Here is a 21,738-nt window from a genome sequence, read left to right on the forward strand (position 1 = left end):
ATGCGCTTGGCATCTCGTGGACACTCACGTACGAGATGCTCTTCTACTTCTTCGTCAGCAGCCTCTTCACGGTCGCCTGGCACCGGCGCACCACGTCGATCGCGGTCGCAGCGGCGGGGATCGCGCTCGTTCTGGGCGTCTTGATCCCGTCGTACAGCCTGACCCACAACACCCTTGCGGAGCTCAACCACCTCGTGGCTGCCGCGGTGCTCATCGTGGTCATGGGCGTGCTCTGCATGATGAGCGGCAATGCGTCGCTGGCCCGGATCGGCGGTCTGCTGCTGGGCGGGTTCGGTGTGCTGCTGGTGTTCACCAACGGTCGGACGCCCGCGTACGAGACCTTCACCATCCTCGCGACGATGTTCGCGGGCACGGTGATCTATCGGGCGCAGCATGGGCAGATCGAGCGCATCGAGGCCTGGGTGTCCGTCGGTTTCGTGGTGGCGGCGGGCGCCATGGTGGGGTGGATGTAGAACCGGGACGAGTTGGCGCGCGCGACCGCGACCTTCACCTGGTCGGCGTGGACGATCGCCTACCTGGCGGCGTGGGCGTCGTTCGGGCTCTTCTTCCTGCTGCGAAACCGGCGGCTGCCGCGCCTGCTGACCTGGCTGGGCGCGGTGAGCTTCTCGGTCTACCTGCTGCACTGGCCGGTGAAGAAGTTCTTGCTGTGGCAGCTCGGCTGGGACAGCAACCACTACTACAACGAGCTGGTCGCGATGCCGTTCGTCGAACGCTGGTCGTGGGTGGCTGGGTACGTCGCGGTGCTGCTGGTGGTCTGCTGGGTGGTGTACCGGCTGGTGGAGGTGCCGTTCCAGAAGCTGGGCCGCAAGCTGACCAAGGCGATGAACCGCCGCTGGCCGCCGCAGTCCCTGGAACAGTCGGTGCCGGTCGCGACGGTCGCCGTCGTGCCGGCGCATGCCTCCGCGGCGGCGGAACCGGTTCTGGCGGGCGCAGGCGCGGGCCCGGGCTCAAGTGGTCAGGGGAAAGCGGTCTGACTGAGCGGCGCCGAACCCACAAAGTCCGTTGACCGCCAAACAGGTCCACCCACGTCCAACGGAGGCGCCTACAACCGTCTCGCACCTGTCATGTCCATGCTGGTCCACACCTCGAAGCAAGCCAACGAGGACATCAGCGCGAAGATCGGCGGCTCTCCCTCCTGCCTCTCCCGAATCCTCTCCGGTGAACGCCTTCCTCGACCGCGCAGCGGACGAAGTCCGGGCTCGGACACCCCGCTCACCGAGCGCGACAACTGGGGCAACCTGGCCGAGCAGGTGGACAGCGGAGCCGCCGTCGGTGTCGTGGTGCCCGCGATCGGCATGCTCGGGTACGGCGAAAGCGCCATGGAGGCGATTGCCGACTGGCAGAGCAAGACGGCCGCCTTCATTGCCGCACCGGCGTACCCGGGCGGCGTCCCCGGTGCCGGGACCCTGCGCTAGAGCCGCAGGGAGAAGCGGTGATATGGCCATCACCGTCCGCAGCTGGCTGATGGAAGGTGCCAGGGTCTGGCACAAGGACACCAGCTCATGGGTGACGGTGGAGGCCCTGTGAGGTGTCTACGACTCGGAGAAGGCGTACGTGCGTCCCCTCACGCACCACCCCTAACCCTCGTCTCCGTGGCGCTGCACTCCCGCGTGCTCCGGAGACGGCATCAAGACGGGCTCCTTCCGCCCACGCACCGCGCGCACCACACCGTGGTGAGCGTGCAGCCTGCGGAAGGGGCGTTGCACCCTGCACAGGAGGCCGCCCCGTGCACCGGCGACGACCCGGTGAGCTCCTCGACCCGAACCGCTGTAGAAAGGTATTCGACGTGATCACCCCCGAATCCAAGGCCCGCTCTCCGGTTGTTGTGCGGGATCGGCGAGGTCTCGACCGTGGTGTCGGCGGCCGAATTCCGCAGGACGCGGCAGACGTGAGACGCAAGATCCGTGACTGGGACCGCTTCTACGGCTGACCGCAGGAGTCCCTGCCGCAGACCCGGTTCGAGCTGGACTCGTTCCGGCGGCACGTGGGCCCCGAGCGGGGGTAGATCGCGATCGACGTGGGGTGCGGGCGGGGCACGCTGGCCGCGGCGATGACCCGGATGGGCATGACCGTCACCGGCTACGACTGGTCCCGCGTCGCCATCGCGGGCACCGGTTGCCTGTACCTGGTGGTGCAGGTGACGGAGAGACAGCCGCCCGAGCAGGAGTTCGCGGGATACCCGGAAGCGGTAATCGAGGAGATCCGCACGGATTGGAAGGAAGCCGAACGCTGGGACCTGAACCCGAACCTGTCCGGGGCGGACATCACCGATGCCGACCTCGCCAAGGCCGACCTCACCGGCGCGAACCTCACGGGCGCCGGCCTCACGGGTACCAAGCTCGGCGGCGCCGCGCTCAAGGGAGTGCGGGGCCTCCCGGCGTCACTCCGCCAGTGACCTGAGTCAGAGATCCGCCGCCTGTTCTGGGGCATTTCGGCCTTCGCCCGAGGCGTCGACAGGTTTCAGATTGCACGTGGACCGGAGCCGATGCGGATCCTTGCTGCCCGACCCACCCACGGGCACCGGCTGGAGGTCCAGTAGCGTCCGTTCCATGATCGTCCTCGACGCCCTCGTACGCCTCTGCCCGCCGCCCGCCGAACCGCCGCCCCCTGTGGACTGGGCGCAGGCCGAGCGCGCCCTGGGCGTGGCTCTGCCCGCCGACTACAAGCAGCTTGTCGAGACCTACGGCGACGGCATCTTCGACGACACGGTCTGGCTGCTCGTCCCCGACTCCGCCTACAGCGACTGTGACCTGCACGCGCAGACGACGGAACGGGACGAGATCTTGGCCAGCCTGTGGGAGTTCGAGGCGAAGCCCGCCGGCCTGCTGGAGGCGGGGGCGCGGGTCCTGCCGTGGGCGTTCGAGGAGGGCTCGGGGGCGTTCCTGTACTGGCTGGCGCGGCCCGGCCAGCATCCCGACGAGTGGACCGTGCTCTACAACGAGGGGCGCGGCCCACTGTGGGAGCACCACGACATGGGGTGCCTCGCCTTCCTGCTGGCGGTGCTCACAGGAACGGCGGAAACGGAGTACTTCGGTTACCTCTACGAAGTGCTGAAGCCTACGGAGCACCGCTTCGAGACGGCCGATCAGACCCTCGGAACGTCCCGGCGCTGACGCCGTCCGGCCGCTCTCGACCACCTGGTTAACCGCTGGCGCACCCCACTGAGCGCCGTACTTGGCCGGTCCGGCCAAGTACGGCGCTCAGTCACAGCTGGTTGTTGTGACTGAGCACTGCATCTGTCCAATGAGCATGGGATTCGTCGTACCGTGCATTGCACCTGTCCTCCGGCTGGGACACGCGGTGGAGCGCCAAGCCCATCGGGTTCTTGCAGGTGGGCGAAGGGCGGGTGGCACCGGCGAGGCTCGGCGATCTTTGACCGGAGCAGGAACGCCCCGTGACCTCGGCGGACCGATGTCACGGGCCGTCCTCGGGCCAGCCGTCCGGACGGCCACCGGCTACCGGCTGAGCGACCTGAGCGCCGCCGCGTCGTACGGCTTCAGCTCGTCGAAGCGGTTGCCGAGGACCTTCGCCGCCCACTGCGGGTCCTGGAGCAGCGCCCGGCCGACGGCGACCATGTCGAACTCGTCGCGTTCCATGCGGTCCAGGAGGTTGTCGATGTCGCCGAGCGCCGCTCCCTCGCCGACGAAGGCGCGGATGAAGTCGCCGTCGAGGCCGACCGAGCCGACGGTGATGGTCGGCCGGCCGGTGAGCTTCTTGGTCCAGCCCGCCAGGTTCAGGTCCGAGCCCTCGAACTCCGGGAGCCAGTAGCGCCGGGTGGAGGCGTGGAACGCGTCGACGCCGGCCGCCGCAAGCTGGGCCAGGATCGCCTCCAGCTCCTCCGGGTTCTGCGCGAGCCGGGCGTCGTAGGCCTCCTGCTTCCACTGGGAGTAGCGGAAGATCACCGGGAAGTCGGCCGGGACGCGCTCGCGCACCGCGGCCACGATCTCCGCGGCGAACTTTGTACGGGCCACCGCGTTGCCGCCGTAGGCGTCGGTGCGGCGGTTGGTCCGCTCCCACAGGAACTGGTCGAGCAGGTAGCCGTGGGCGCCGTGCAGTTCGACGCCGTCGAAGCCGATCCGCTCGGCCTCCGCGGCGGCGTCGGCGAACGCGCCGATGACGTCGTCGAGGTCGGTGCGGGTCATCGCCTTGCCGGTCCCCTCGGTGCCGTCGACGCGGATGCCGGAGGGGCCGACGGCGGGCGCGTCGGCATACGGTGCCTCGCCCTGCTTGCGCACCATGCCTATGTGCCACAGCTGAGGCACGATCGTGCCGCCCGCCTCGTGCACGGCCGCGGCGACCTTCGCCCACCCCGCCAGCTGCTCCTCGCCGTGGAACCGCGGCACTCGGTCGCTCTGCCCGGCGGAGTCGTGACCGACGTAGGTGCCCTCGGTGACGATCAATCCCACACCCGCGGCGGCCCGGCTGGCGTAGTACGCCTGCACATCCTCGCCGGGCACGCCGCCGGGGGAGAACATCCGCGTCATCGGCGCCATCGCGATGCGGTTGGGGACGGTCAGGCCGTTCAGCTTGATGGGCCGGGACAGGATCTCGGCAGCGCGGGAGGCGGTGGACGTGGTGACGGTCATGCGGGTCCTCCGGATTGAGGCTGTGGCTCGTCGGATGAGAACGAGGAGTGCATAGTACACATGCTATGTATCATGCATATGGCTGAGTCCGGCCGTCATGCGGCGCCGCCCACAGGCCGAGCCGTGCAGGGGTCCGCCGGTCCCCGGGTTCACAGGTCCGCGATAATGGAGCGCCGGAAGGAGCGGGAGGCGCAGTGCTGGAGAAACTGGAACGGGAGCTGATGCTGCTCTCGCGGCACCAGGTGCTTGCCCGGCGCGAGCGCGACCCCGAACGCCTGGAGCGGTCGGCGTACCTGCTGCTCAGCCGGATCGACACCCAAGGCCCCATGTCCATCGGACAGTTGGCGGAGGCCTTCGCGCTCGACACCTCGACCGTGAACCGCCAGACGGCCGCACTGCTGCGCTGCGGACTGGCCGAGCGCGTCGCGGACCCGGAAGGCGGCATGGCCCGCAAGCTGCGCATCACCGTTGAAGGCGGGCGACGGCTCGCCGAAGACCGTGAGGTCAACCGGTCCTGCCTGGCCCGGGTGGTCGCCGACTGGTCCCCTGAGGAAGTACGGGAGCTGGAGGACGTCCTGGTCCGGCTCAACCGCAGCGCCGAGGCCCTCGAAGGACGGTACTGGCCCCGCGCGGAGGAAGACGACACCCGCGCCGCATGCCACCCGCCGGTCCCGCACGAATTCCCGATTCCCGCTCCGCAGGGACCCGCGACTCCCGCCCCGTAGGAACGCCCGCGGCCCGCCCCGTGGAACTCCCGGTGCCGCTCCGTAGGCTGCGTGACCTGCCACCGCTGACGCCCGGCACCTTCGCTGGGGGTGGCTCCTCGTGTTACTCCTCGGCCGTGATCCGCCAGGTGCCCTGACGTACGTCGAGCATCGCGGTGAGGTCGGCCTGCTGCGGGAACGAGACGCCAAGCCGCCACGGGTCCGGCAGGGCAGCCAGCCCGATGGTGACCAGATCCTCGGTAACGTTGCCCAGGGCTCCGATCCAATGGGGTGCGGTGGCGATCAGCTGCTCGGGGAGCCAGGGCCCGGGCTCGGGAACGCGCGAGAAGGGCTCCTCGATGAGTTCGGCGAGGGCGGAGCCGGCCATCAGGGTCAGCAGCCGCGCCAGGACCGCGGCCGGCAGGGCGGGGTCGCGGGTCTCCAACAACACGTAGCAGTCGTCGTGGCCCGAGAACCAGACCCGGGAGTCTCCCAGGCGGCTCAGGAGCGGCTCCTCGATGCCGGTCGTGCCGAGCACGAGGGCGAGCTCGTCGAGCTGCTCCGCGGTCACGTCGGCGGGCACGTCGATCAGGGTCAGCTCGTACGGCGACCAAGTGCCGTCGAGGAGACGGGGCAGGAGGTCGCGGTCCATCACGAGGAACTCCTCCGCGAGTCCGTTCGTGCCGGACGCCCAGGATTCGAGGGAGTGGACCGTGCACGGCACGCCGAGCTCGGCTGCGATCAGCGAGGGGCGCAGAGGATGCCAGTCCTCATCCAGATAGGAGTTGGTCTCCAGCGACACCACCGCCACCGCGCCGTTCGCCACGGCCACGAGCACGTCGACCAGCTCGCCCGCCTGGGCCGCACCCGCGCTCACCCGCCACAGCCCCTCGGCCTCGCGGACGCTGAAGCTCAATGGGAACGGCCGGCGCTCCATGCCGACACTGTTCACGCTGAACGCGCCCTGCTGCCCGACCTTGATCACTGCCCCACCCCCGAGAATCCGCCGGACGCCACTGCCCAGCCCGCACGCATCAATCATCGCCGGTCAGCGGGGCGGGCCTGCCACGGCTGACCACCCTCGACGTGGGCGTGGTGCAGGGATCACGCCCACGTGTAGTTCACGTCTTGCACGGCGCTCAAGGCCGCGGCAGGGGCTCGACGATTCCCTGAGCATTGCCGGTGTACGGCGTGTGCGAGGTCGGCGCGGTGACGTCGATGCCCGGTACACGACGACGGAGTACGACCAGAATCCGGCAGTAGCGCGGGCGCGGAGACAGTCCAACAGCCCGCATACTTCCACGCCCGCCGGGACCTGAGCGCTGTAGTTGGCCCATGAGTGCGCGGCGTGGCCCGTCTGACCGCCTGGGTGGTTCGCAAGGCCGCAGACGAGGGACGTCCGCGTGTTCGCCGGCCGGCCATGCGGTTGACTGGGGCTGGCAATGATCGAACGATGCGAACGCTGGGGAGCCAAGCAGTTGAAGAACAACGACACACCGCTGATACCGGACGCGGCCTGGCTGGAGGAACGGCTGGGCGAGGGCTCGCTCTGGCGACCGGAAGAGGCCGCTCTGCCGACCGAGTTGACTCATGCCGGGACGAGGGAGTTCCTGCTCACGGTCGGCTTTCCCGCCGTCCGCCTCGACATCGTGGGGATCGACACGAGGCACTTGCGGGGCGAGGACGGAATGGAACCTTTCGATGCCGACGAGATCTATGGGGAACGCTATCCCGACGACGACTCCCCGCCCACGAACTTCTGCTTCACCGTGGCTACACGGTATGACCAGCACCTGATGCTCGACGCGGCGGACGGTGGCATCACCCACTACGACCCCAACGGGTGGGACCACGGGGCCGGATGGAAGGGACCGGCAGCCGATGACCTTCCCACGCTGGCCGTCCTCCTCGGACTGATCGCCGAGGCGGGCAACGTCCTGGAATCAGCCGACGACACCGTGCGCACGACCGCCATCACGGATCTGCGCGAGCGCTTGATCGGCCAGGAGCCGTACACCGATGACTCGGCGTTCTGGGACGAGGTCTTCGAGTCTCTGGACTGAAGAGCGTCGAGCACAGACATCGCCAGGACGAGTTCAGCGCCGGGCCGTCTGCGAAGGACTTACGCGGATGCTGGGGTTGCGGCAGGTGCGCACGCCGTCAAATGGCCCGTGCATCGCCCTCCGGAGGTCGCCACTGGAGGTCACGTAACCCCCGTGAACAAGCGTCACAACCCGTGAATAATCTCAGGCCGTTGCTGCCGAAGCGGCTGCGGCGAAGGCCGAGGTGGAAGGCCATGCTTGGGATTGAGACTCTCCCGAGCGCGCCTGAACGTCCCACCAGGGCGCGCTGTCGGCCGCGGCCGGTGACTCGCAGGCCAGGGGGAGTGTCACTCGATCACGCGGCCCATGCGACACGGGCCGTCACCTGTGATGGGGTTGGAAGCCACCCCTATCGGGCGACATACGACGCTGCCGGGATGGGTGCCGGCGTGTCTGCGAGCGGTCCATGCGCGGACCGCTGGCTGGGGTCCCCGAGTTCTCCCAGTGCTCACGTCCGATGGGAACGACGCCGCCCCCTCCTTCGTTTCCCGGCAGTCGAACTGTGTTGAGGGCGATGGAGGGATAGCTGTGGCGATGTGGGCCGCGTCGTTTCCGGCATTCGTGTGCCTGCTGGCCTTGTTCGCCCTGGTGGAGAGTGCGTGGCGATGGTTCACGGGGCTGGGCTTCATCCCGTGGGTACGCAGGCGCACGGGACGATCGCTGTCGAACATTGCCTTCGATGAATTCACGGCGGTCGTGAACGGAAACAAGACGGTAGAGCTGGAGCAGCGACGGGTGGAACTGCTGCAGCGGGACGACGAGAGCGACGGTGCGCCGCCCCGCTCCAGCATCGACCTGACCAAGGGCACTGCGTTCATCGTGTTGCCACGGGAAACGGACGGCCGGTGCGCTGACAGGCGCAATGTCCTTGAGGGCGGGCGGTGAAACGCGCATCGGAGGGAATGGGCGCAGAACCGTCCATGCTGTGGGGACGTACCGCATGCTTGTGGGCGGTCGCGTTCGCCGGGTTGCACTTCTACTGGGCCGTCGGCGGTGATGTGGGGCTGAGCATCTCCGCCGGTCCGCTCGCCGCCGAGCGCCCGCTGTGGTTCGTCGTAGCCGGTTTGTGGGGTGTGGGCACGCTCTGCCTCCTCGGAGCCCTGCTGGCATGGCTGCTTGCCCGGTCCAGGCTCCAGGGATTTCCCGCTCTGCTGGCAAGGTGGCTGGGGTGGGGTGTCAGTGCCCTCCTACTGGCCCGTGGCATCGGTATCGAGGTGCTGCTGCTGACCAACACAACGCACCTGGACACCTCCGTGAGCGTGGAACAGCGGGCCTGGACACTGGCCCTCTGGAACCCCTGGTTCATCGCCGGAGGACTGGCATTCGGCCTCGCCACCCTTCAGTCCGCCAGGCATACCGACGCAGAACCCCCACCCGCGTCCAGACGCTAGGTCCTGTCCGGGCGGTCTTCGTGGATCAGCCCGCGTCGTCTGGTGCGGTGCATCGCAGGGCGGAGGAGCGCAGCTCGTACTCGGCCGTACTCGCGCGGTCCGACAACGCGGCGAGGCGCCGTACCAGGCGGCGCGGGCCCGCGAAGATCGCCCGGACAGGGCCTAGGCCCGGAGGAGGCGGTGAAAGAGGCCAGCCGCCGCGTTGCTTCCCTGCTGCGCGCTGCCGCCGAGTGTCATTCCGTCGGCGTGCCGATCCGAAGCCGGTTTCCGTCAGGGTCGCGCAGCTCCATCTCACGCGCCCACAGAGCGTCCTTCGCCTGCACATCGAACTCGGAGGCGATGGCCTCGACGTCCCGAACGCGGAGGTAGACCAAGGTGTCGGGGCGAGCGTCGCCCTCATGTTCCGACAAGAACAACCGCACCCCGCCCCGGGCGACCTCGACGAAGGCGGGAAACCCCGGTTCGAAGCGGTGTTCCCACTGCTTGGCGAAGCCCAACCGCTCGTACCACGCGACCGCCGCCGCAGCGTCCTTGACGCGAAGAATGGGAATGACTTCCTCGTTCATGGCGCCATCGTCGCAGACCGCCCGGGCAAACAACATTGCCTGATGCGGCGCCGGGAGCCGGCGCTCAGCGGCTGGGGGCGGTCCGGTGCACTCTTTCGTAGATTCGGGCCCGGCTGCCGGGTGCGCTGCGGCATTGTCGACTCGTTGGCCCGGATCGGGGCTGTGCATGTGGGCGATGGGGGAGGGCCTCGTGGGAGAGCGGGGAGTGTGGACGACGGCGGAGTTCGGCTCTTCCGCTACCTGCCGCACGACTACCCGCACTGGAACACCGTCTACGGCAGCCGCAACCCGGAACCGACCGGCTTCGTAATCGACGCACAGAGGGTGAAGACCTCCACCAACGTCCCCGCGATGGCTTCGAGTGTCTGCGGTGTCGGCCCACCGCCGCCCTCGGACCGGATCGGCCGGACTGACCATCTGGCCCGATGGCCGTCGGCGCTCAACCTTTGGTGAGACTGCTCAACGTTCGGTGCGACAGGACAGTGTGTCCGGTCCCGTCGACTGGGCAACTTCAGTTGTCTCTGATGGGAGGGCGGCGTCGGCGCGTTGATCGGGCCCAAAGCCCGAGGCCACGCTCAGGCCAAGTCCGTTTTGGGGTCGGCCAAGTCCGGGCACTGGCCGAGGGGATCACCCCACGCGTCCAGGCGATCCCGCCCGACGCCGCGCACCTCGACATCACCGGAGCCCTCAGCTACTGGCAGCGCGACGGCCAAGGCCTCGCCGCCCTCCTGCGGCTGCGCGCTCTGGCCCTGCACGGGATACAGACGACGTGCGTGGTCGCACCGAACCGAATGCTGGCCACATGGCAGCCGCCTCCACCCCGCCCGGCACCACCACCGTGATCAGGCAGACGGACGTCGAATCGTGGCTGTGCCCCCGGCCGGTGGCAGCCCTCCACGGCGTCGGCCCGGCGACCGCCGTGAAACTGCGGGCCTACGGCCTGCACACGATCGGCGATATCGCTGACACCCCCATGACTACCCTGGTCCGGCTCTTCGGAGCCGCTGTCGGCCGCGCGCTCCACGACCATGCCCGAGGACAAGACCCCCGCACCGTTCAGACGGAGCGGATCCCAAAGTCCCTGGCCGCCGACCGGGCCTTCGAGCACGACGTACTCCACCCGGGCGAACACCGGCGGGCCGTACTCGCCCTGGCCGAGGAAGTCGCCGCCCGCCTGCGTGACGGACACAGGCCGTCGGCGGACTGTCCCTGTCTGGCGACGACGGCCCGTACCACGTCAGCGGTGTGCCCGGAGAGACGAAAGAGCTGATGAGCATGGAGTTCGGCGAAGACGGTAGCAAGAAGCTGTCGCCGTGGAGCGTGGGATGGAAGGGCGACACCGTCACCTTCCCGTACCACGGCGCCAAGGTCACCTGTAAGAAAATGTAGGTCTGAAGACCCCGGCGCCGCCGTGACCGGCGCCGGGGCCGTCGGGGTTGGCCGTGGTGGGCCGTGGCCAGCCCATGTGACACCCCGGCCATCCGCGGTCCAACAGCCACCCGGCGCCCGTGTCGCCCGGCCGGGGGACGATTCCGTGTCATGCCTCGCCGGAGTTGGCGCTCCGGACGGCCAGCCAGCCGCCGCGCCACTCCATGAGCAGCGGATCGAGACCCGAGCGTCCCTGCGGGGCCACCCCCGGCTTCCCGGCTGACCTGCCCTGCGATACTTCGTAGCTGTGACCAGCGAAATAACCTCCGGGGCAGAACGGCCCGGGCCGCCGCCAGAGAGACGTCCGGTCCAAACGTGGCGCGATGCCGAGCACAATGCCGCTGCCTGGATGCGTTACTGGGGATACCTTGACGCGATCGCCCAGCCAGGGGGCGCCGACGGCGGGGTCGACGTGCGGTCAGCGCGGGCGCTGGGCCAGGTCAAGTACCAAGCGGCGGCGGTGGGGCGTCCCGAGTTGCAGCGCCTGTTCGGCGCGCGCGGCCAGAGGTTGGACCGGCAGCTTCTCTTCTTCACGGGCAGCAGTTACACCACGACAGCGGTCGACTACGCGCTCGAGAACGGCATCGCACTTTTCGTGTACGGCCTCGACGGATCGATGACGGCCGTCAACGCCCCCGCCCGCCGGATCACCGACGCCGCTCGCGTCTCAGCGGGCTCGCGTGCTGCGGTGGCGGATCGTGGACGGGGCGCGCACCAGGTCCCACCAGGCCCCCGGGTCGAGGCGCTCCGGCGTTTCGCGGCGGCCGCGCGTGTCGCGGCGGCCGACCGCCACGACACGGTCGACGCCGACGCGCAGGCCGTCCCTGCCGAGATGAACGATTGTGGCCTCGAGGCCGCCCACCCCACGCTCGGGCCACCTCCGGTGTCCCCCAATCCCACTCCCGTACCACCGGCCAATGACTGCACGGCTCGGGTGCCAATTGCCCCCGTGACCACGGCTGCCACGCCCGGGCCCGCCCGTTCGCCGGGGGCCGCGACAAGGACGCCCCGTCCACGCCCCCATGCGCCGGGGGCTGTTCAGCCACAGAAACGTCGCCTCGGAACCGGCCACCTGCTCCTCGCTCTCCTCCTGGCAGTCATCGCACTGGCCACGCCGGGCTCCGAGTCCTTCACCCCACGTCCCAACCGGACCGTGACGACAGCGGTCCTCCTCGTCATTCCCTGCGTCCTGCTCCTGTGGGGCGTCACCACGAGGTCGCGCCGCCGTTTCTGGCCCACCGGCTTGGCCCTCTTCCTCCTGGACCTACCTCTGGCCTGGGTAACCAACGCCCAGCTATGGCAGGGCAATGCCTCCGACCTCCTCCTGCCGACGACCCCGGCCTTGCTGTGCCTGCTGACCGCCGGCCTGCTGATCCGCTGGAACGCCAGAGACCCGGAAGTCACCGTCTGACCAACGATTCCCACCGGCCAGGACCTCGAGTGGCTTTGAACGCGAGTCGTTTGTTCGTAAATTTCGGGTTGCCTTGGCGCCGCCGTCGTGATCGATGTGGATGAGTTCGGGTTCCGGGCTCCCCGGCGGCGATACCGTAGGGGCACACGCCAGAGACAGCCCAGGAGCCCCGGATGAGCCAACAGCCGGCGACCGCGCCCGTGCCCGACCGTCATCCCCTCGACGAGCACGCTGCCGCGTCCGTCCTCGCGTACGCGGCAGACCAGCGGGCGAAAGTCGACGTCCTCGCCTCCGTTTTGGAGGACATCGCCGCCCACGGCTACCCCTCGGCCGAGACCGGAGTGCTGTGGGAGACCGCCCGCGACGCCCACCTCGCCCGCCTCGCCGACGAGCAGCCCCGTGTCGCCTGAGCACGCCGCGGGGCGCTCGCGCGTCGTCATGGTGGAGCCCGCACTCACGCAGCTGGCCAAGCTCACGGCCAACGAGACGCACCGCCTTGACCGCACCATCGTCGCCATCAGCGTCAACCCGGAGCTGGGCACCGAGGTACCCGGCACGATGCTGCGCGACTACGCGGACGAGGTCGACGGAGTACGCGTGATCTATTACGTGACCGCATTGAGGACTATCACGATCGTGGCGTACGTCGAAGCCTGAACACTCCACCAGCACCGCGGATCCGGGGCTGGTCTGCCTTCTCCGCGGTTGGGTGCCGTGTCTCTGGGTTGCCGGAGAGCGATGACACTCGGAGGCCTGCCTCAGGCTGCACCTCTGCCGACGAGCACCGGCTGGCCCCTCACCGTCTCGCCTTCTGAAGTCGGCGTTGGAGGCTCACGACATCAAGCGCCCCTACTGATCGCCACCGCAGAAGCTGGCATGCCGGATCGTTTCGTCGCGGCACAACTTCTGTATGGGGTTGCGTGAGCTGTCGGACGTCCTGTTTCCGGGAATCGAGCTGAGGATCGAGCGGGTGCATGTCGCCAGCCGCACCCTATTTGTGGACGCGGTTGGTAGTGGACCGCCTGGCCGTTGTCCGGACTGTGGCAACGGCGCACGGCGGGTTCACAGCCGGTACTGGCGGCGGCTGGCCGATCAGCCTGTCGGCGGCCGAGAGGTGCTCGTCCGACTACGGGTGCGGCGGTTCCTCTGCGAAATGCCGATGTGTCGCCGGCGGACTTTCGTTGAGCAGGTTGAGGGTTTCACCAGGTCACCAGGTCACCAGGTCACCAGGTCACCAGGTCACCAGGTCACCCGGTCACCAGGTCACCCGGTCAGTCGTCGGTGGCCATGCGTGACCTCGTCCGTTTCGTGGCCATGGAGCTTGGGGGCCGCCCGGGAGAACGCCTCTGCCGACGGCTGGCGTTGTCTGGGCGCCGGACGTCGCTCATCCGTCTGCTGTCGGCGCCGGCGGGCCGGCTCGGGCTCCGCGGGTCCTGGGAGTGGATGACTTCGCCTTCCGGCGTGGCCACACCTACGGAACGGTGCTCGTGGACGTGGAACAGGGCAAGCCGTTCGATGTTCTGCCCGACCGCAGCTCGGAGACCTTCCTTGCCTGGCTGGAGGCCCATCCCGGAGCGGAGGTCTTTTGCCGTGACCGGGCCACCGGCCATACCCGCGCGATCAAGCAGGCCGCCACCGGGGCGATCGAGGTGGCCGACCGGTGGAATCTGCTGCAGAACCTGTCCGTCGTGGTGGAGAAGACATGTCACCAGCACCGCGCCTGCCTGCGGAAACATGCCCAGGAGCTGGCTCGACCTGACGCCCTGGTCCCTGACACCTGGGTGCCGGATCAGCTGGCCGCGCTGCCGAAGACTGCCATCGTCGAGCGGACCCTTCACCGGCACGCCGCCATCCTCGATCTGGTCGACAAAGGATGGACGATCAGCGCGATCGCGCGCCGCTTGGACATGGACCGCAAGACAGTGCGGCACTTCCGGGACACCGATCTCGCCGTACTCATCGAATCTGCCCGGCATCGTCGAACGGGGCTCCTCACGCCCTTCCACTCCTACTTGCAAGCCCGCTGCCTCAAGGGCTGCGCGGACGCCAGCCGCCTCTTCCGAGAGGTCCGTGAGCGTGGATTCGGGGGCACAGTTCAGACGGTCCGCCGATACGTCACGACTCTTCGGGACGGCACGGCCATGCCCGCACCAGCACCGATTCCGAGCCCAAGCGCGATCACGTCCTGGATCATGCGTCGCCGTGAGTCGTTGAGTGAAGTCGACGAGGTCCGGCTCGGCGAGGTCTGCCTGGCCTGCCCCGACATCGCTCGCGCCCGCGAGGTCGCGCAGCAGTTCACTGCCCTGGTCCGCGACCGCACCGGACATCTGCTGCCCGACTGGATCAGAGAAGTGGAACGTGACGCACCTCAGCCGATCCGCGGGTTCGCCCGGTTCATGAAGTTCGATATCGACGCCGTCACCGCAGGCCTGACCCTGCAATACAGCTCTGGCGTCGTAGAGGGCCACGTCAACCGCATCAAGACGATCAAACGGCAGATGTACGGCCGGGCCTCGTTCCACGTACTGAGAGCCCGAATCCTCGTCCAGCCGTAGCCATCACGGAAGCGCGGGCACAGCCAAAATTCGGGTTCTGACCACGCTTTCGTGATGGCTACGCCTGGACGAGGTCCTGCGAAAGCCAGGCGGATACTCGGCCGTACATTCCGTCCGTGGCCCGGTGTGTCGCGGTCGGGCCGTATGAGTCCACGTTTGGGTGCGGACTCATACGGCTCAATGAGGGACCGTCGCCCAGGAGCGATCACCCGCATGGAGCCCGGGACAACGGGTCGGATTCATTGCCGGCACGGGCTTGGTTCAGCAGCTCATCGCCCAGGTGTGGGAGTCGCCGTTGTCGTTCGCCGCTCCGTTGTAGCCGACCTCCTGTCCGGGGGTCAGGCAGATGGTCATGTGGCCGCCCTGCTGCGCCCGGGAGTACACCTTGACGTGGTCCTTGACACCCGGACCCGAAATTCCGTGATTGGCCCACGACGAGTCCTCGTCTGCGATGTAGCTCTCCCACCAGCCGTCATCGCCGGACCAGTTGGCGCGCTGACCATCGAAGTTGGCATGCTCCCAGGCGCAGAAGTTTCCGCTGGGGCAGTCGGCTGCGCCGGCCGCAGTGGAGACCGTCAGGGCTCCGGTCATGGCGAGGAGTGCCGCGGCGGCGGAAGTGATGACGCGTTGCATGGTCATGAGGGGTGGTGCCCTTTCGGTTCGGTCGGTTTCAGATCGGTGGTCGGGTTCTCTGACTGGGCCCCTAGGGGGCCTTTGCGCCGGAGGTCAGGTCGAGGGCGCGCTGCAGCGCGATCGTGCGCAGCTGTCGGTAAGCGGATAGTTGCTCGCGCCGCTCGGTACGTACCTTGGCCAGCAGGGTGGGCTCCAGGCGGGATTCGACCTCGGCCAGGCCGCTCTCACGGTTGCAGCGGTCGGTGACGGCCGGGTCCGGCTGGTCCGGGCGCGTTCGAGTCAGGTGTCCGGTGCAGCGTTCCCAGCGGGCCGTCGCGGCGCGGTGATCGGGGTCGGTCGCCATCCGGGCCCGTGCTTCCGCGTTCAGGTTGTTGACGATCACCTCGGCCTGGAACCACCGCTTCTGATCGCCGTAGAGGACGCGCTGCGCGTCAGCGAGGCAGCCGTCCGTGTTGGCGGTGACCGTGTATCCGGTGGGAAGGGTGAGGGACAGCTCGCGGGGGTCAGTGCCGAAATAGGCGGCCTGGAACCGCTTGTCCCCCGCGGAGGCGGCCTTCGGGTGTTCCTGTAGAGACGGCACGGTCAGCCCCTGCCCGGAGAGACACCGCGTGACGAGAGCAAGCTGCGCGGACTTGATGAGGTCGCTCTGGGCCTGGTCGCCGGCCGGGATCTCAGGGCGGGATGCGCTCGGAGGATTGGCGCAGCTCGTCAGCAGCAGGACCACGGCCGCGATACAGACGGCGTGGATCAGTCGCATGGTTCAGCCGACCTGGCAGGCCACCGCTCCGGCATCGACGCCGTCGAGACGCGCGTGCCCCGGGCTACGACGGTGATGATCTTTCTCACTGTCGGTGAACGAGCGCCGCGGCCGAAGGTCACACTCACAAGCGCCGTGGCCGACACACTCACGAAAGGCGTAGTCATCACGGAAGCGCGGTCACAACCCTGAATTCGACCAGGGGCGCTCGTCGCCTCACATGCTCCGACGGTCAACGGAGTGGGGAGTTTCAATTAGCGTCGAGTGCCTAGTGCGCCCGGGGGCCCGCTCGTGAGGTGCGGGCCGGACGCGCCGGCGGGTTGCTTTCCCCCAGTGTCTGGGCGAGGGCTCCGGAGCCGAGCTGGGAAGCGACGCGGAGGCGGGGCAGACGAACAAGGTCAGGCCGAGTGCTGGGCCTCCTGCGCGAAGAACTCGATGAGTGCCGCGGCGAGTGCCTCGGGGTGGGTCAGGAGGGCGGCATGCCCCGCGCCGGGGATCTGGTGCACGCGCGCGTGGGGAACGTGGTCCGCCACGTACTGTGCACTGGCGATGAGAAAGGGCCTGGTGTGCAAGCCGTGCAGCACCGCCACCGGGGCGGAGATGGCACCAAGCACGGCCGGGTCATCAGCGGTGGGACCTTCGTACTCCATCGACTGCTGGAGGAGGTTGAGCAGGTTCGGGACGTAACGCCCTGCGGCTTCGAAGTAGCCGGCCTGCTCGGCCACGGCGATCTCTTCGTCGTTGAAGGGCCACCCAGCGAAAGCGCGAGCCGCGTCTGCAAACCTGCCGTCAGCAGCCAGCTCACCCGTCCGGGCGACGGCAGCGCCGAGCACCGCCTGCTCCCGCTCGTCCATCAGGCTCAGCACCCCAGGCTCAACGGAGGCCACCGCATTCACCGTGTCAGACTGCGCCGCCACGGCAAGCGCCAGGTGGGCGCCGTAGGACCACCCCGCCAGCCCGGTCGGTTCCCCGATGCTGCCGACATAGGTGAGGACATCCTTGACGAGCCGACCGGGACTGAGGTCACCGTGATCGCCGCTGAGGCCACGACCCCGCAGGCTCGTCAGGTGGCAGGTGAACCGGCCGGTCAGGTGTTCCAGTAGCAGGCCCCAATCGAGGTCGCCATCACCAATGATCCCTTGCAGGAGCACCAGAGGCCGACCCTGACCGTGCACGGTTCCGACGATGGAGACGCCATCGCTGGTGATCGCGGAGTGGGTGCGTTGGTCGCTCATTTCCAGCTCCTGCAGCTCGCGCCGTCATGCCTGCAACGATTCTGCAATCGTCGGAAGGTTCCGTGCAGCACGGCTCGCCGTTCCGCTCTCGGGGATCGGTGGGGAGATCCCGTGAGCAGGTCTGGGGTACTGCTGAGCAGGGGGTGGCCGTTTTCAAGGCTGTGGCCCAATTTCGTGACGATCAATTTCGATCAAGGGCAGGGGCGGGGACTGCTCACCCGTCAGCCTTGTTCTGGTGGGGATCGAGTGCAGGTTCCGAGAGTTGGTCTGGCCCGAGGTCGAAGGCCTCGTCGTCGACAGCGTGGATGCCGACGACGAGGCTGTTCGGATCGAGGCCCGCAGTGAAATCACGGACGTCGTCTGTTCAGCCTGCGGGTCTGTCGGGACGAGAGTTCACAGCACGTACTGGAGGCGGCTGGCGGACCGTCCGTTGGGCGGGCGGCGGGTCGTCCTCAGCTTGCACGTCCGTCGGTTCTTCTGCGACAACACTGCCTGCTGCCGGCGGACGTTCGTCGAGCAGATCGATCTTCTGACCAGGCGACATGCACGTCGGACTCAGACGGTGGGCCGCATGCTTCAGGCGATCGGGCTGGCAATGGGTGCACGGGCCGGCGCCCGGCTCGCGCCCCGACTAGGGCTTCGGACCACTCGGGCGGCGATCCTGCGGCAGCTCCGCCTGTTGCCCGATCCACCGATCGGGACTATCCGGGTCCTCGGTGTGGACGAGTTCGCGTTCCGCAAGGGACGTACCTATGGAACGGTGCTCGTTGACGTCGAGACCGGCCGTCCTGTCGATCTGCTGCCGGACCGTGCCGCAGACAGTTTGGCCGCCTGGCTCACGGAACATCCCGGCGTCGAGATTGTCTGCCGAGACCGAAACAGCGCGTTCAGCGAGGCCACGAAACGGGCCGCTCCCAACGCGATCCAGGTCGCGGACCGGTGGCATCTGTTACACAGCCTCGCCCGGGCGGTTGAACGCACGGCTCACGCCCACCGCCCCCGCTTACGCAAAAGCATCTCCTATCATCCACTGCCCCCACCAGCTGCGGGCGGTCTCGCGTCACAAGATCTGCGATATCTACCCCTCACGTGTACGCCAACACTCCAACGTGATCGTCACGAAATGTGGGCCACAGCCGTTTTCAAGGAGCGCCATCACCGGATGGGCTGGCCTGAGAGGGGGAGCAGGCGGTGATGGCGACCGGCAGGCAGCGCTGTGTCGGTGGCTCCACGACGGCGCCACGGATCCTCGCCGGGTGCGGCTGGGGCATCCCACCACCACCCCGGATTGGCGACGCAAGACGCCAAAGTGACCCGCAGGTCGGTTAAGAACTCCTAACAGAATGATCTTCGAGGCGGTCGGATCGCTCCGGGGTTGCAGATCCGGGGGTGTGGGATGGTGCGGCCGAAGCCGTGGGAAGCCGACGACGAGCTGTGGGCAGTAGTCGAGCCGCTGCTGCCGGTGGTCCAGCGTTCGAGTTCGGAATCCGGAGCGCGAGTGGTATCCGGACCGGCTGGTGTTCGGGCGGACGCCTCAGGCTGTCCATCATTCTCTCCAGGAGCCGGCAGGGTCACCGCCCGGGCCGCCGCGGGCCACGCGGGTGTGGCCACCGTCCTTCGCCGTGAAAGTCCGCATTACCAGTCGCCGAACTTTTCTTCGTCGTCTCTGGTCCATCCCTGCGGGCCAACTTGCCCGAGCCAGTCGCGCTGCCTCGGTGGGGACGAGTCCGTCTCCACGACGATGTCCTGGATGTCGGGCCAGACCCACTTCCGCACCCCGGGTGGCCTACTTGGCGGCCCAGCAGCCCAAATTGTTCCGGTTCCCCTCCGCCGCCCGGCGCGGCGCGTCCGGCGATCCCAGCAGACCGTACGGCAGATACCCGGACCGGACACCGAGTTCCCACCCATGGACCTGGACGGCGAGGCAGGCCAGGGCGAGGGTGCCGAGGGGGAGGAGGGACCGAGGCGCGGGATCACCGGCATCGGCCTCGACGCTCTCCCGGTACGCGACCAGCCGGGCGACGAGGGCGTCCTCGAAGGCGTACTGGTCGTCGTCGAGGAGTACGCGGAGCAGCCGCTGGTCCGCGCTCAGCGCGTCGCCGACCTCGTCGAGCCGCCGGGCGGCCTCCGTGCGCTCCCCGGCGTCCGGCTTGCGCAGCGGAACCGTAGGCCAGTCGCGGGGCAGATGCCCGGCCGCCTCGGTGAGATAGAGGCACAGGGCGTCCATGGCGGCGAGGTCGGCGGGGTCGGAGAGGGAGGTGTACCGGTTATAGGGCACGCCGTCACGGATGGCGGGCGCGTAGTCGCCGCGCAGCAGCAGCCCGGTGACCTGCTCCCAGTCCCACACATGCCCGCTGACGACACACATCTCGAACATGTCGAGCCAGGTCCGCGCGGTGGGCGCCTCCTGGACGACGTCCTGGAAGGTGATGGGCCCGTCCCCGAACTCGTCGTCGTCCGGGTCCGTGCTGATCCGCTCCCCGACGAGGGGGAACCGGAGTTCCTGGTCCCCGCTCGGGAAGCACATGATGCTCAGCACTCCGTGCACACACTCAGCGGCGGTGACAGCGACCGTGCCGGCCGCGGCGTCGAGCCCCGGCTCCGTCACCGTTCGCGCGGCGACATGGTCGAGCAGTTCGTCCGCCATGGCCCGGATCAGCGTCGGCGAGATGCTGCCGTACCGCAGCGAGTGCCACCGCGTGTAGGCCCGCCCGTGGATGTCGTCGAGCGCCTCGGCCAACCGCTGCTCGCCAACCTGATGACATGTCACATTTCGCACGTACCCTGTCCCCTCATGAACTCCACGACTGAACGAAGCACGCTATCAACGGACACTGACAGCACTAGGCCGTTTCCTTCGGATCATCGGATCGTTGGTTGATGTGTGTCGTTGACTGACGCCCAGTGGGCACGCATCGAGGCGTTGCTGCCGGACCGGACGCCGAAGCGGGGCGGGCGGTGGCGGGATCACCGACAGGTGATCGACGCGATCGCGTTCAAGTACCGCACGGGCAGATAGATCTGCCGGACCACTTCGGGTCGTGGAAGGGCGCCCACGACCGGCTGCGGAAGTGGGCCGCCGACGGCACCGGGGAGAGGGTCTTCACCGCCCTGCTCGCCCAGGCCGACGTCGAGGGCGACTTGGACTGGGTCGTCGCGGTCGGTCGAGGTATTTAGCCAGGCTGGGTGCCACCCAGGTGCGGCTGTCGTCTTCGTGATTCCAGACGAAGACGTCGGGCCGGTCGATCCTGGGGAGGAGTGCGAACAAATCCCCGTTCCCCGCGTCCGCGAAGAAGAGCAGCGGATCGAACGGCATGTACAAGCTGGCGAGCTCGGCATCCGCGCGAAGGGTCTGGTTCTCGGACGCGATGCGATCGGCAGACCAGATGAGGCCGTCGCCGTACTCGCCCTCGATGCCATTGCTCTCCCTGAGAATGGCCGCGAGGTCCGCAGGCAGGGCATGGCCGAGGACCCTAGCGCAGTGAGCCAGCGACTGCTCCGATGCAGGAGGCTGAAAGAGCGCCGTCCCAGGCAGGGCCATCACAACTTCGGTCCACACGATGGAATCGACCTCCATGAGCCTGGCCACCGATCGAGCCGGACTGCGTCCCGTCGCCATCGACAGGGGCCGCGGCTCGACCCGAAGCGCAACTGATCACCAGGCGAACACTACGGCCCTGGCTGAGTCAGTCGCTCACCTGTCCAGGGGAATGCGGGACAGCCCTTAGGTGACGCCGGTGCCGTAACGCGCCGCCACCTGCTGCTTCGATATGGCTCGATCAGCGGTTCTGTGTGTGTGGGCTGAGGCACAGGGGCTGGCCCGAGGGGTCGACCAGGATGGTCCACTGGCTTTCGCCGGACTCGAGGTCGGGGTTCAGCAGTCGGTGGCACGGTGCCGTTGCCGACAAAGCATCATCAGTGGCACCGTGTTGGCATGGTTGACAGATACTCGCGAGGGTATGAGAGCGCCGCTCGCAGGATGTTCTGGTCGGGGATCGCACTCTTCCTCATCGGGTGTGCTGTTCTTGCTGCTGCGAGGACGGGTTCGGCGATCGAGTGGGAGTGTGACCGGGCTTGTCGACCCACAGTGAGTACGACATGGCAGACCATCAAAGCGCTGGGCCTGGCGGCTGCCTGCCTAGGGCCGCTCCTTACGGCTGCGGCGTACTTGATGACCGCTCTCCGCCGGCCACCGACTCCGCCCGCGTCCGGGAGCACAGACGGTCGCTCGAGCAGCCCTGGACCTGAGCAGCACTAAAGGTTGTTGCAGAAGGCTCAGTCTTGGGCATTTTGCTTGTATGGGTGGGGTGTTGCGGACTGAGCCGTTGTGGGTGGAGACGTTCACGGGC

Annotated in this window: 24 protein-coding genes and 3 pseudogenes; 19 read left to right on the forward strand and 8 right to left on the reverse strand. The window is 68.2% G+C overall.

Annotated elements, in window-relative coordinates:
• The 5 genes and pseudogenes from AB0D94_RS35495 to AB0D94_RS35515 form a co-directional block, all read left to right on the forward strand.
• Window positions 1-473 (forward strand): annotated as a pseudogene (locus AB0D94_RS35495) (hypothetical protein); the annotation flags it as partial.
• A gap of 12 nt (window positions 474-485) precedes the next feature.
• The gene (locus tag AB0D94_RS35500; protein WP_362061231.1) at window positions 486-995 is read left to right on the forward strand and encodes a hypothetical protein; all 510 of its coding nucleotides are present in this window, start codon (window positions 486-488) and stop codon (window positions 993-995) included.
• A gap of 90 nt (window positions 996-1,085) precedes the next feature.
• Window positions 1,086-1,436, forward strand: a complete 351-nt coding sequence (locus AB0D94_RS35505) for a hypothetical protein (protein ID WP_362061234.1) — start codon at window positions 1,086-1,088, stop codon at window positions 1,434-1,436.
• A gap of 635 nt (window positions 1,437-2,071) precedes the next feature.
• A complete protein-coding gene (locus AB0D94_RS35510) occupies window positions 2,072-2,416 on the forward strand; it encodes a pentapeptide repeat-containing protein (protein WP_362061237.1) in 345 nt (114 codons plus the stop codon).
• A gap of 154 nt (window positions 2,417-2,570) precedes the next feature.
• A complete protein-coding gene (locus tag AB0D94_RS35515) occupies window positions 2,571-3,134 on the forward strand; it encodes a hypothetical protein (RefSeq protein WP_362061240.1) in 564 nt (187 codons plus the stop codon).
• Window positions 3,135-3,476: 342 nt separating this feature from the next.
• Here AB0D94_RS35515 and AB0D94_RS35520 read toward each other — a convergent pair whose 3' ends face one another.
• Entirely contained in the window at window positions 3,477-4,607 is a 1,131-nt protein-coding gene (locus AB0D94_RS35520) for an NADH:flavin oxidoreductase (RefSeq protein WP_362061243.1), read from the reverse strand.
• A gap of 221 nt (window positions 4,608-4,828) precedes the next feature.
• On the opposite strand from AB0D94_RS35520, the gene AB0D94_RS35525 reads away from it, so the two are divergent.
• Window positions 4,829-5,332: a MarR family winged helix-turn-helix transcriptional regulator gene (locus AB0D94_RS35525; RefSeq protein ID WP_362061291.1), complete on the forward strand. Its 504-nt coding sequence runs from the start codon at window positions 4,829-4,831 to the stop codon at window positions 5,330-5,332.
• A gap of 103 nt (window positions 5,333-5,435) precedes the next feature.
• Here AB0D94_RS35525 and AB0D94_RS35530 read toward each other — a convergent pair whose 3' ends face one another.
• Window positions 5,436-6,296, reverse strand: a complete 861-nt coding sequence (locus tag AB0D94_RS35530) for a hypothetical protein (protein WP_362061246.1) — start codon at window positions 6,294-6,296, stop codon at window positions 5,436-5,438.
• A gap of 457 nt (window positions 6,297-6,753) precedes the next feature.
• On the opposite strand from AB0D94_RS35530, the gene AB0D94_RS35535 reads away from it, so the two are divergent.
• From AB0D94_RS35535 to AB0D94_RS35545, 3 genes are all read left to right on the forward strand, one after another.
• On the forward strand, window positions 6,754-7,374 hold the full coding sequence (locus AB0D94_RS35535) for an SUKH-4 family immunity protein (RefSeq protein ID WP_362061249.1): 621 nt from the start codon (window positions 6,754-6,756) through the stop codon (window positions 7,372-7,374).
• A gap of 573 nt (window positions 7,375-7,947) precedes the next feature.
• Window positions 7,948-8,298: a DUF6191 domain-containing protein gene (locus tag AB0D94_RS35540; protein ID WP_362061294.1), complete on the forward strand. Its 351-nt coding sequence runs from the start codon at window positions 7,948-7,950 to the stop codon at window positions 8,296-8,298.
• A gap of 59 nt (window positions 8,299-8,357) precedes the next feature.
• Window positions 8,358-8,804 (forward strand): DUF3995 domain-containing protein, encoded by a 447-nt coding sequence (locus AB0D94_RS35545; RefSeq protein WP_362061252.1) that lies wholly within the window; start codon window positions 8,358-8,360, stop codon window positions 8,802-8,804.
• Window positions 8,805-9,037: 233 nt separating this feature from the next.
• Here the strand turns inward: AB0D94_RS35545 and AB0D94_RS35550 are convergent, their stop codons facing one another.
• Window positions 9,038-9,370: a glyoxalase superfamily protein gene (locus tag AB0D94_RS35550; RefSeq protein WP_362061255.1), complete on the reverse strand. Its 333-nt coding sequence runs from the start codon at window positions 9,368-9,370 to the stop codon at window positions 9,038-9,040.
• Window positions 9,371-9,601: 231 nt separating this feature from the next.
• On the opposite strand from AB0D94_RS35550, the pseudogene AB0D94_RS35555 reads away from it, so the two are divergent.
• The 7 genes and pseudogenes from AB0D94_RS35555 to AB0D94_RS35585 form a co-directional block, all read left to right on the forward strand.
• Window positions 9,602-9,721 (forward strand): annotated as a pseudogene (locus tag AB0D94_RS35555) (IS5/IS1182 family transposase); the annotation flags it as partial.
• 451 nt (window positions 9,722-10,172) lie between these two features.
• Window positions 10,173-10,640: a hypothetical protein gene (locus AB0D94_RS35560; RefSeq protein WP_362061258.1), complete on the forward strand. Its 468-nt coding sequence runs from the start codon at window positions 10,173-10,175 to the stop codon at window positions 10,638-10,640.
• Between the two features lie 405 nt (window positions 10,641-11,045).
• Window positions 11,046-12,209, forward strand: a complete 1,164-nt coding sequence (locus tag AB0D94_RS35565) for a restriction endonuclease (protein WP_362061261.1) — start codon at window positions 11,046-11,048, stop codon at window positions 12,207-12,209.
• A 173-nt stretch (window positions 12,210-12,382) separates the two neighbouring features.
• On the forward strand, window positions 12,383-12,619 hold the full coding sequence (locus tag AB0D94_RS35570) for a hypothetical protein (protein ID WP_362061264.1): 237 nt from the start codon (window positions 12,383-12,385) through the stop codon (window positions 12,617-12,619).
• On the forward strand, window positions 12,609-12,866 hold the full coding sequence (locus AB0D94_RS35575; protein WP_362061267.1) for a hypothetical protein: 258 nt from the start codon (window positions 12,609-12,611) through the stop codon (window positions 12,864-12,866). Before AB0D94_RS35570 ends, AB0D94_RS35575 begins: the two co-directional genes overlap by 11 nt.
• 253 nt (window positions 12,867-13,119) lie before the next feature.
• Complete coding sequence (locus AB0D94_RS35580; RefSeq protein WP_362061270.1) at window positions 13,120-13,656, forward strand: transposase family protein; 537 nt, start codon at window positions 13,120-13,122, stop codon at window positions 13,654-13,656.
• The gene (locus tag AB0D94_RS35585; protein WP_362061297.1) at window positions 13,556-14,764 is read left to right on the forward strand and encodes an ISL3 family transposase; all 1,209 of its coding nucleotides are present in this window, start codon (window positions 13,556-13,558) and stop codon (window positions 14,762-14,764) included. The genes AB0D94_RS35580 and AB0D94_RS35585 overlap by 101 nt, the downstream gene beginning before the upstream one ends.
• A gap of 261 nt (window positions 14,765-15,025) precedes the next feature.
• Here AB0D94_RS35585 and AB0D94_RS35590 read toward each other — a convergent pair whose 3' ends face one another.
• From AB0D94_RS35590 to AB0D94_RS35600, 3 genes are all read right to left on the reverse strand, one after another.
• Window positions 15,026-15,403 carry a peptidase inhibitor family I36 protein gene (locus tag AB0D94_RS35590; RefSeq protein WP_362061273.1) on the reverse strand — a complete coding sequence of 126 codons (378 nt, stop codon included), beginning with the start codon at window positions 15,401-15,403 and terminating at the stop codon, window positions 15,026-15,028.
• Window positions 15,404-15,467: 64 nt separating this feature from the next.
• A complete protein-coding gene (locus tag AB0D94_RS35595) occupies window positions 15,468-16,154 on the reverse strand; it encodes a hypothetical protein (RefSeq protein ID WP_362061276.1) in 687 nt (228 codons plus the stop codon).
• A gap of 398 nt (window positions 16,155-16,552) precedes the next feature.
• Window positions 16,553-17,389, reverse strand: coding sequence for an alpha/beta hydrolase (locus tag AB0D94_RS35600; RefSeq protein WP_362061279.1), 837 nt, complete (start codon window positions 17,387-17,389; stop codon window positions 16,553-16,555).
• Between the two features lie 301 nt (window positions 17,390-17,690).
• On the opposite strand from AB0D94_RS35600, the gene AB0D94_RS35605 reads away from it, so the two are divergent.
• Window positions 17,691-18,584, forward strand: coding sequence for an ISL3 family transposase (locus tag AB0D94_RS35605; RefSeq protein ID WP_362061300.1), 894 nt, complete (start codon window positions 17,691-17,693; stop codon window positions 18,582-18,584).
• A gap of 201 nt (window positions 18,585-18,785) precedes the next feature.
• Window positions 18,786-18,888, forward strand: a pseudogene (locus AB0D94_RS35610) (IS5/IS1182 family transposase); the annotation flags it as partial.
• Between the two features lie 287 nt (window positions 18,889-19,175).
• On the opposite strand, the gene AB0D94_RS35615 reads toward AB0D94_RS35610, so the two are convergent.
• Complete coding sequence (locus AB0D94_RS35615) at window positions 19,176-20,168, reverse strand: immunity 49 family protein (protein WP_362061282.1); 993 nt, start codon at window positions 20,166-20,168, stop codon at window positions 19,176-19,178.
• Window positions 20,169-20,273: 105 nt separating this feature from the next.
• On the opposite strand from AB0D94_RS35615, the gene AB0D94_RS35620 reads away from it, so the two are divergent.
• Window positions 20,274-20,408, forward strand: a complete 135-nt coding sequence (locus tag AB0D94_RS35620) for a transposase (RefSeq protein ID WP_362061285.1) — start codon at window positions 20,274-20,276, stop codon at window positions 20,406-20,408.
• Window positions 20,409-20,492: 84 nt separating this feature from the next.
• Here the strand turns inward: AB0D94_RS35620 and AB0D94_RS35625 are convergent, their stop codons facing one another.
• On the reverse strand, window positions 20,493-20,966 hold the full coding sequence (locus tag AB0D94_RS35625) for an SMI1/KNR4 family protein (RefSeq protein WP_362061288.1): 474 nt from the start codon (window positions 20,964-20,966) through the stop codon (window positions 20,493-20,495).
• Window positions 20,967-21,738 lie beyond the last annotated feature (772 nt).

The sequence above is a fragment of the Streptomyces sp. NPDC048255 genome (assembly GCF_040652415.1).
Classification (GTDB): Bacteria; Actinomycetota; Actinomycetes; order Streptomycetales; family Streptomycetaceae; genus Streptomyces.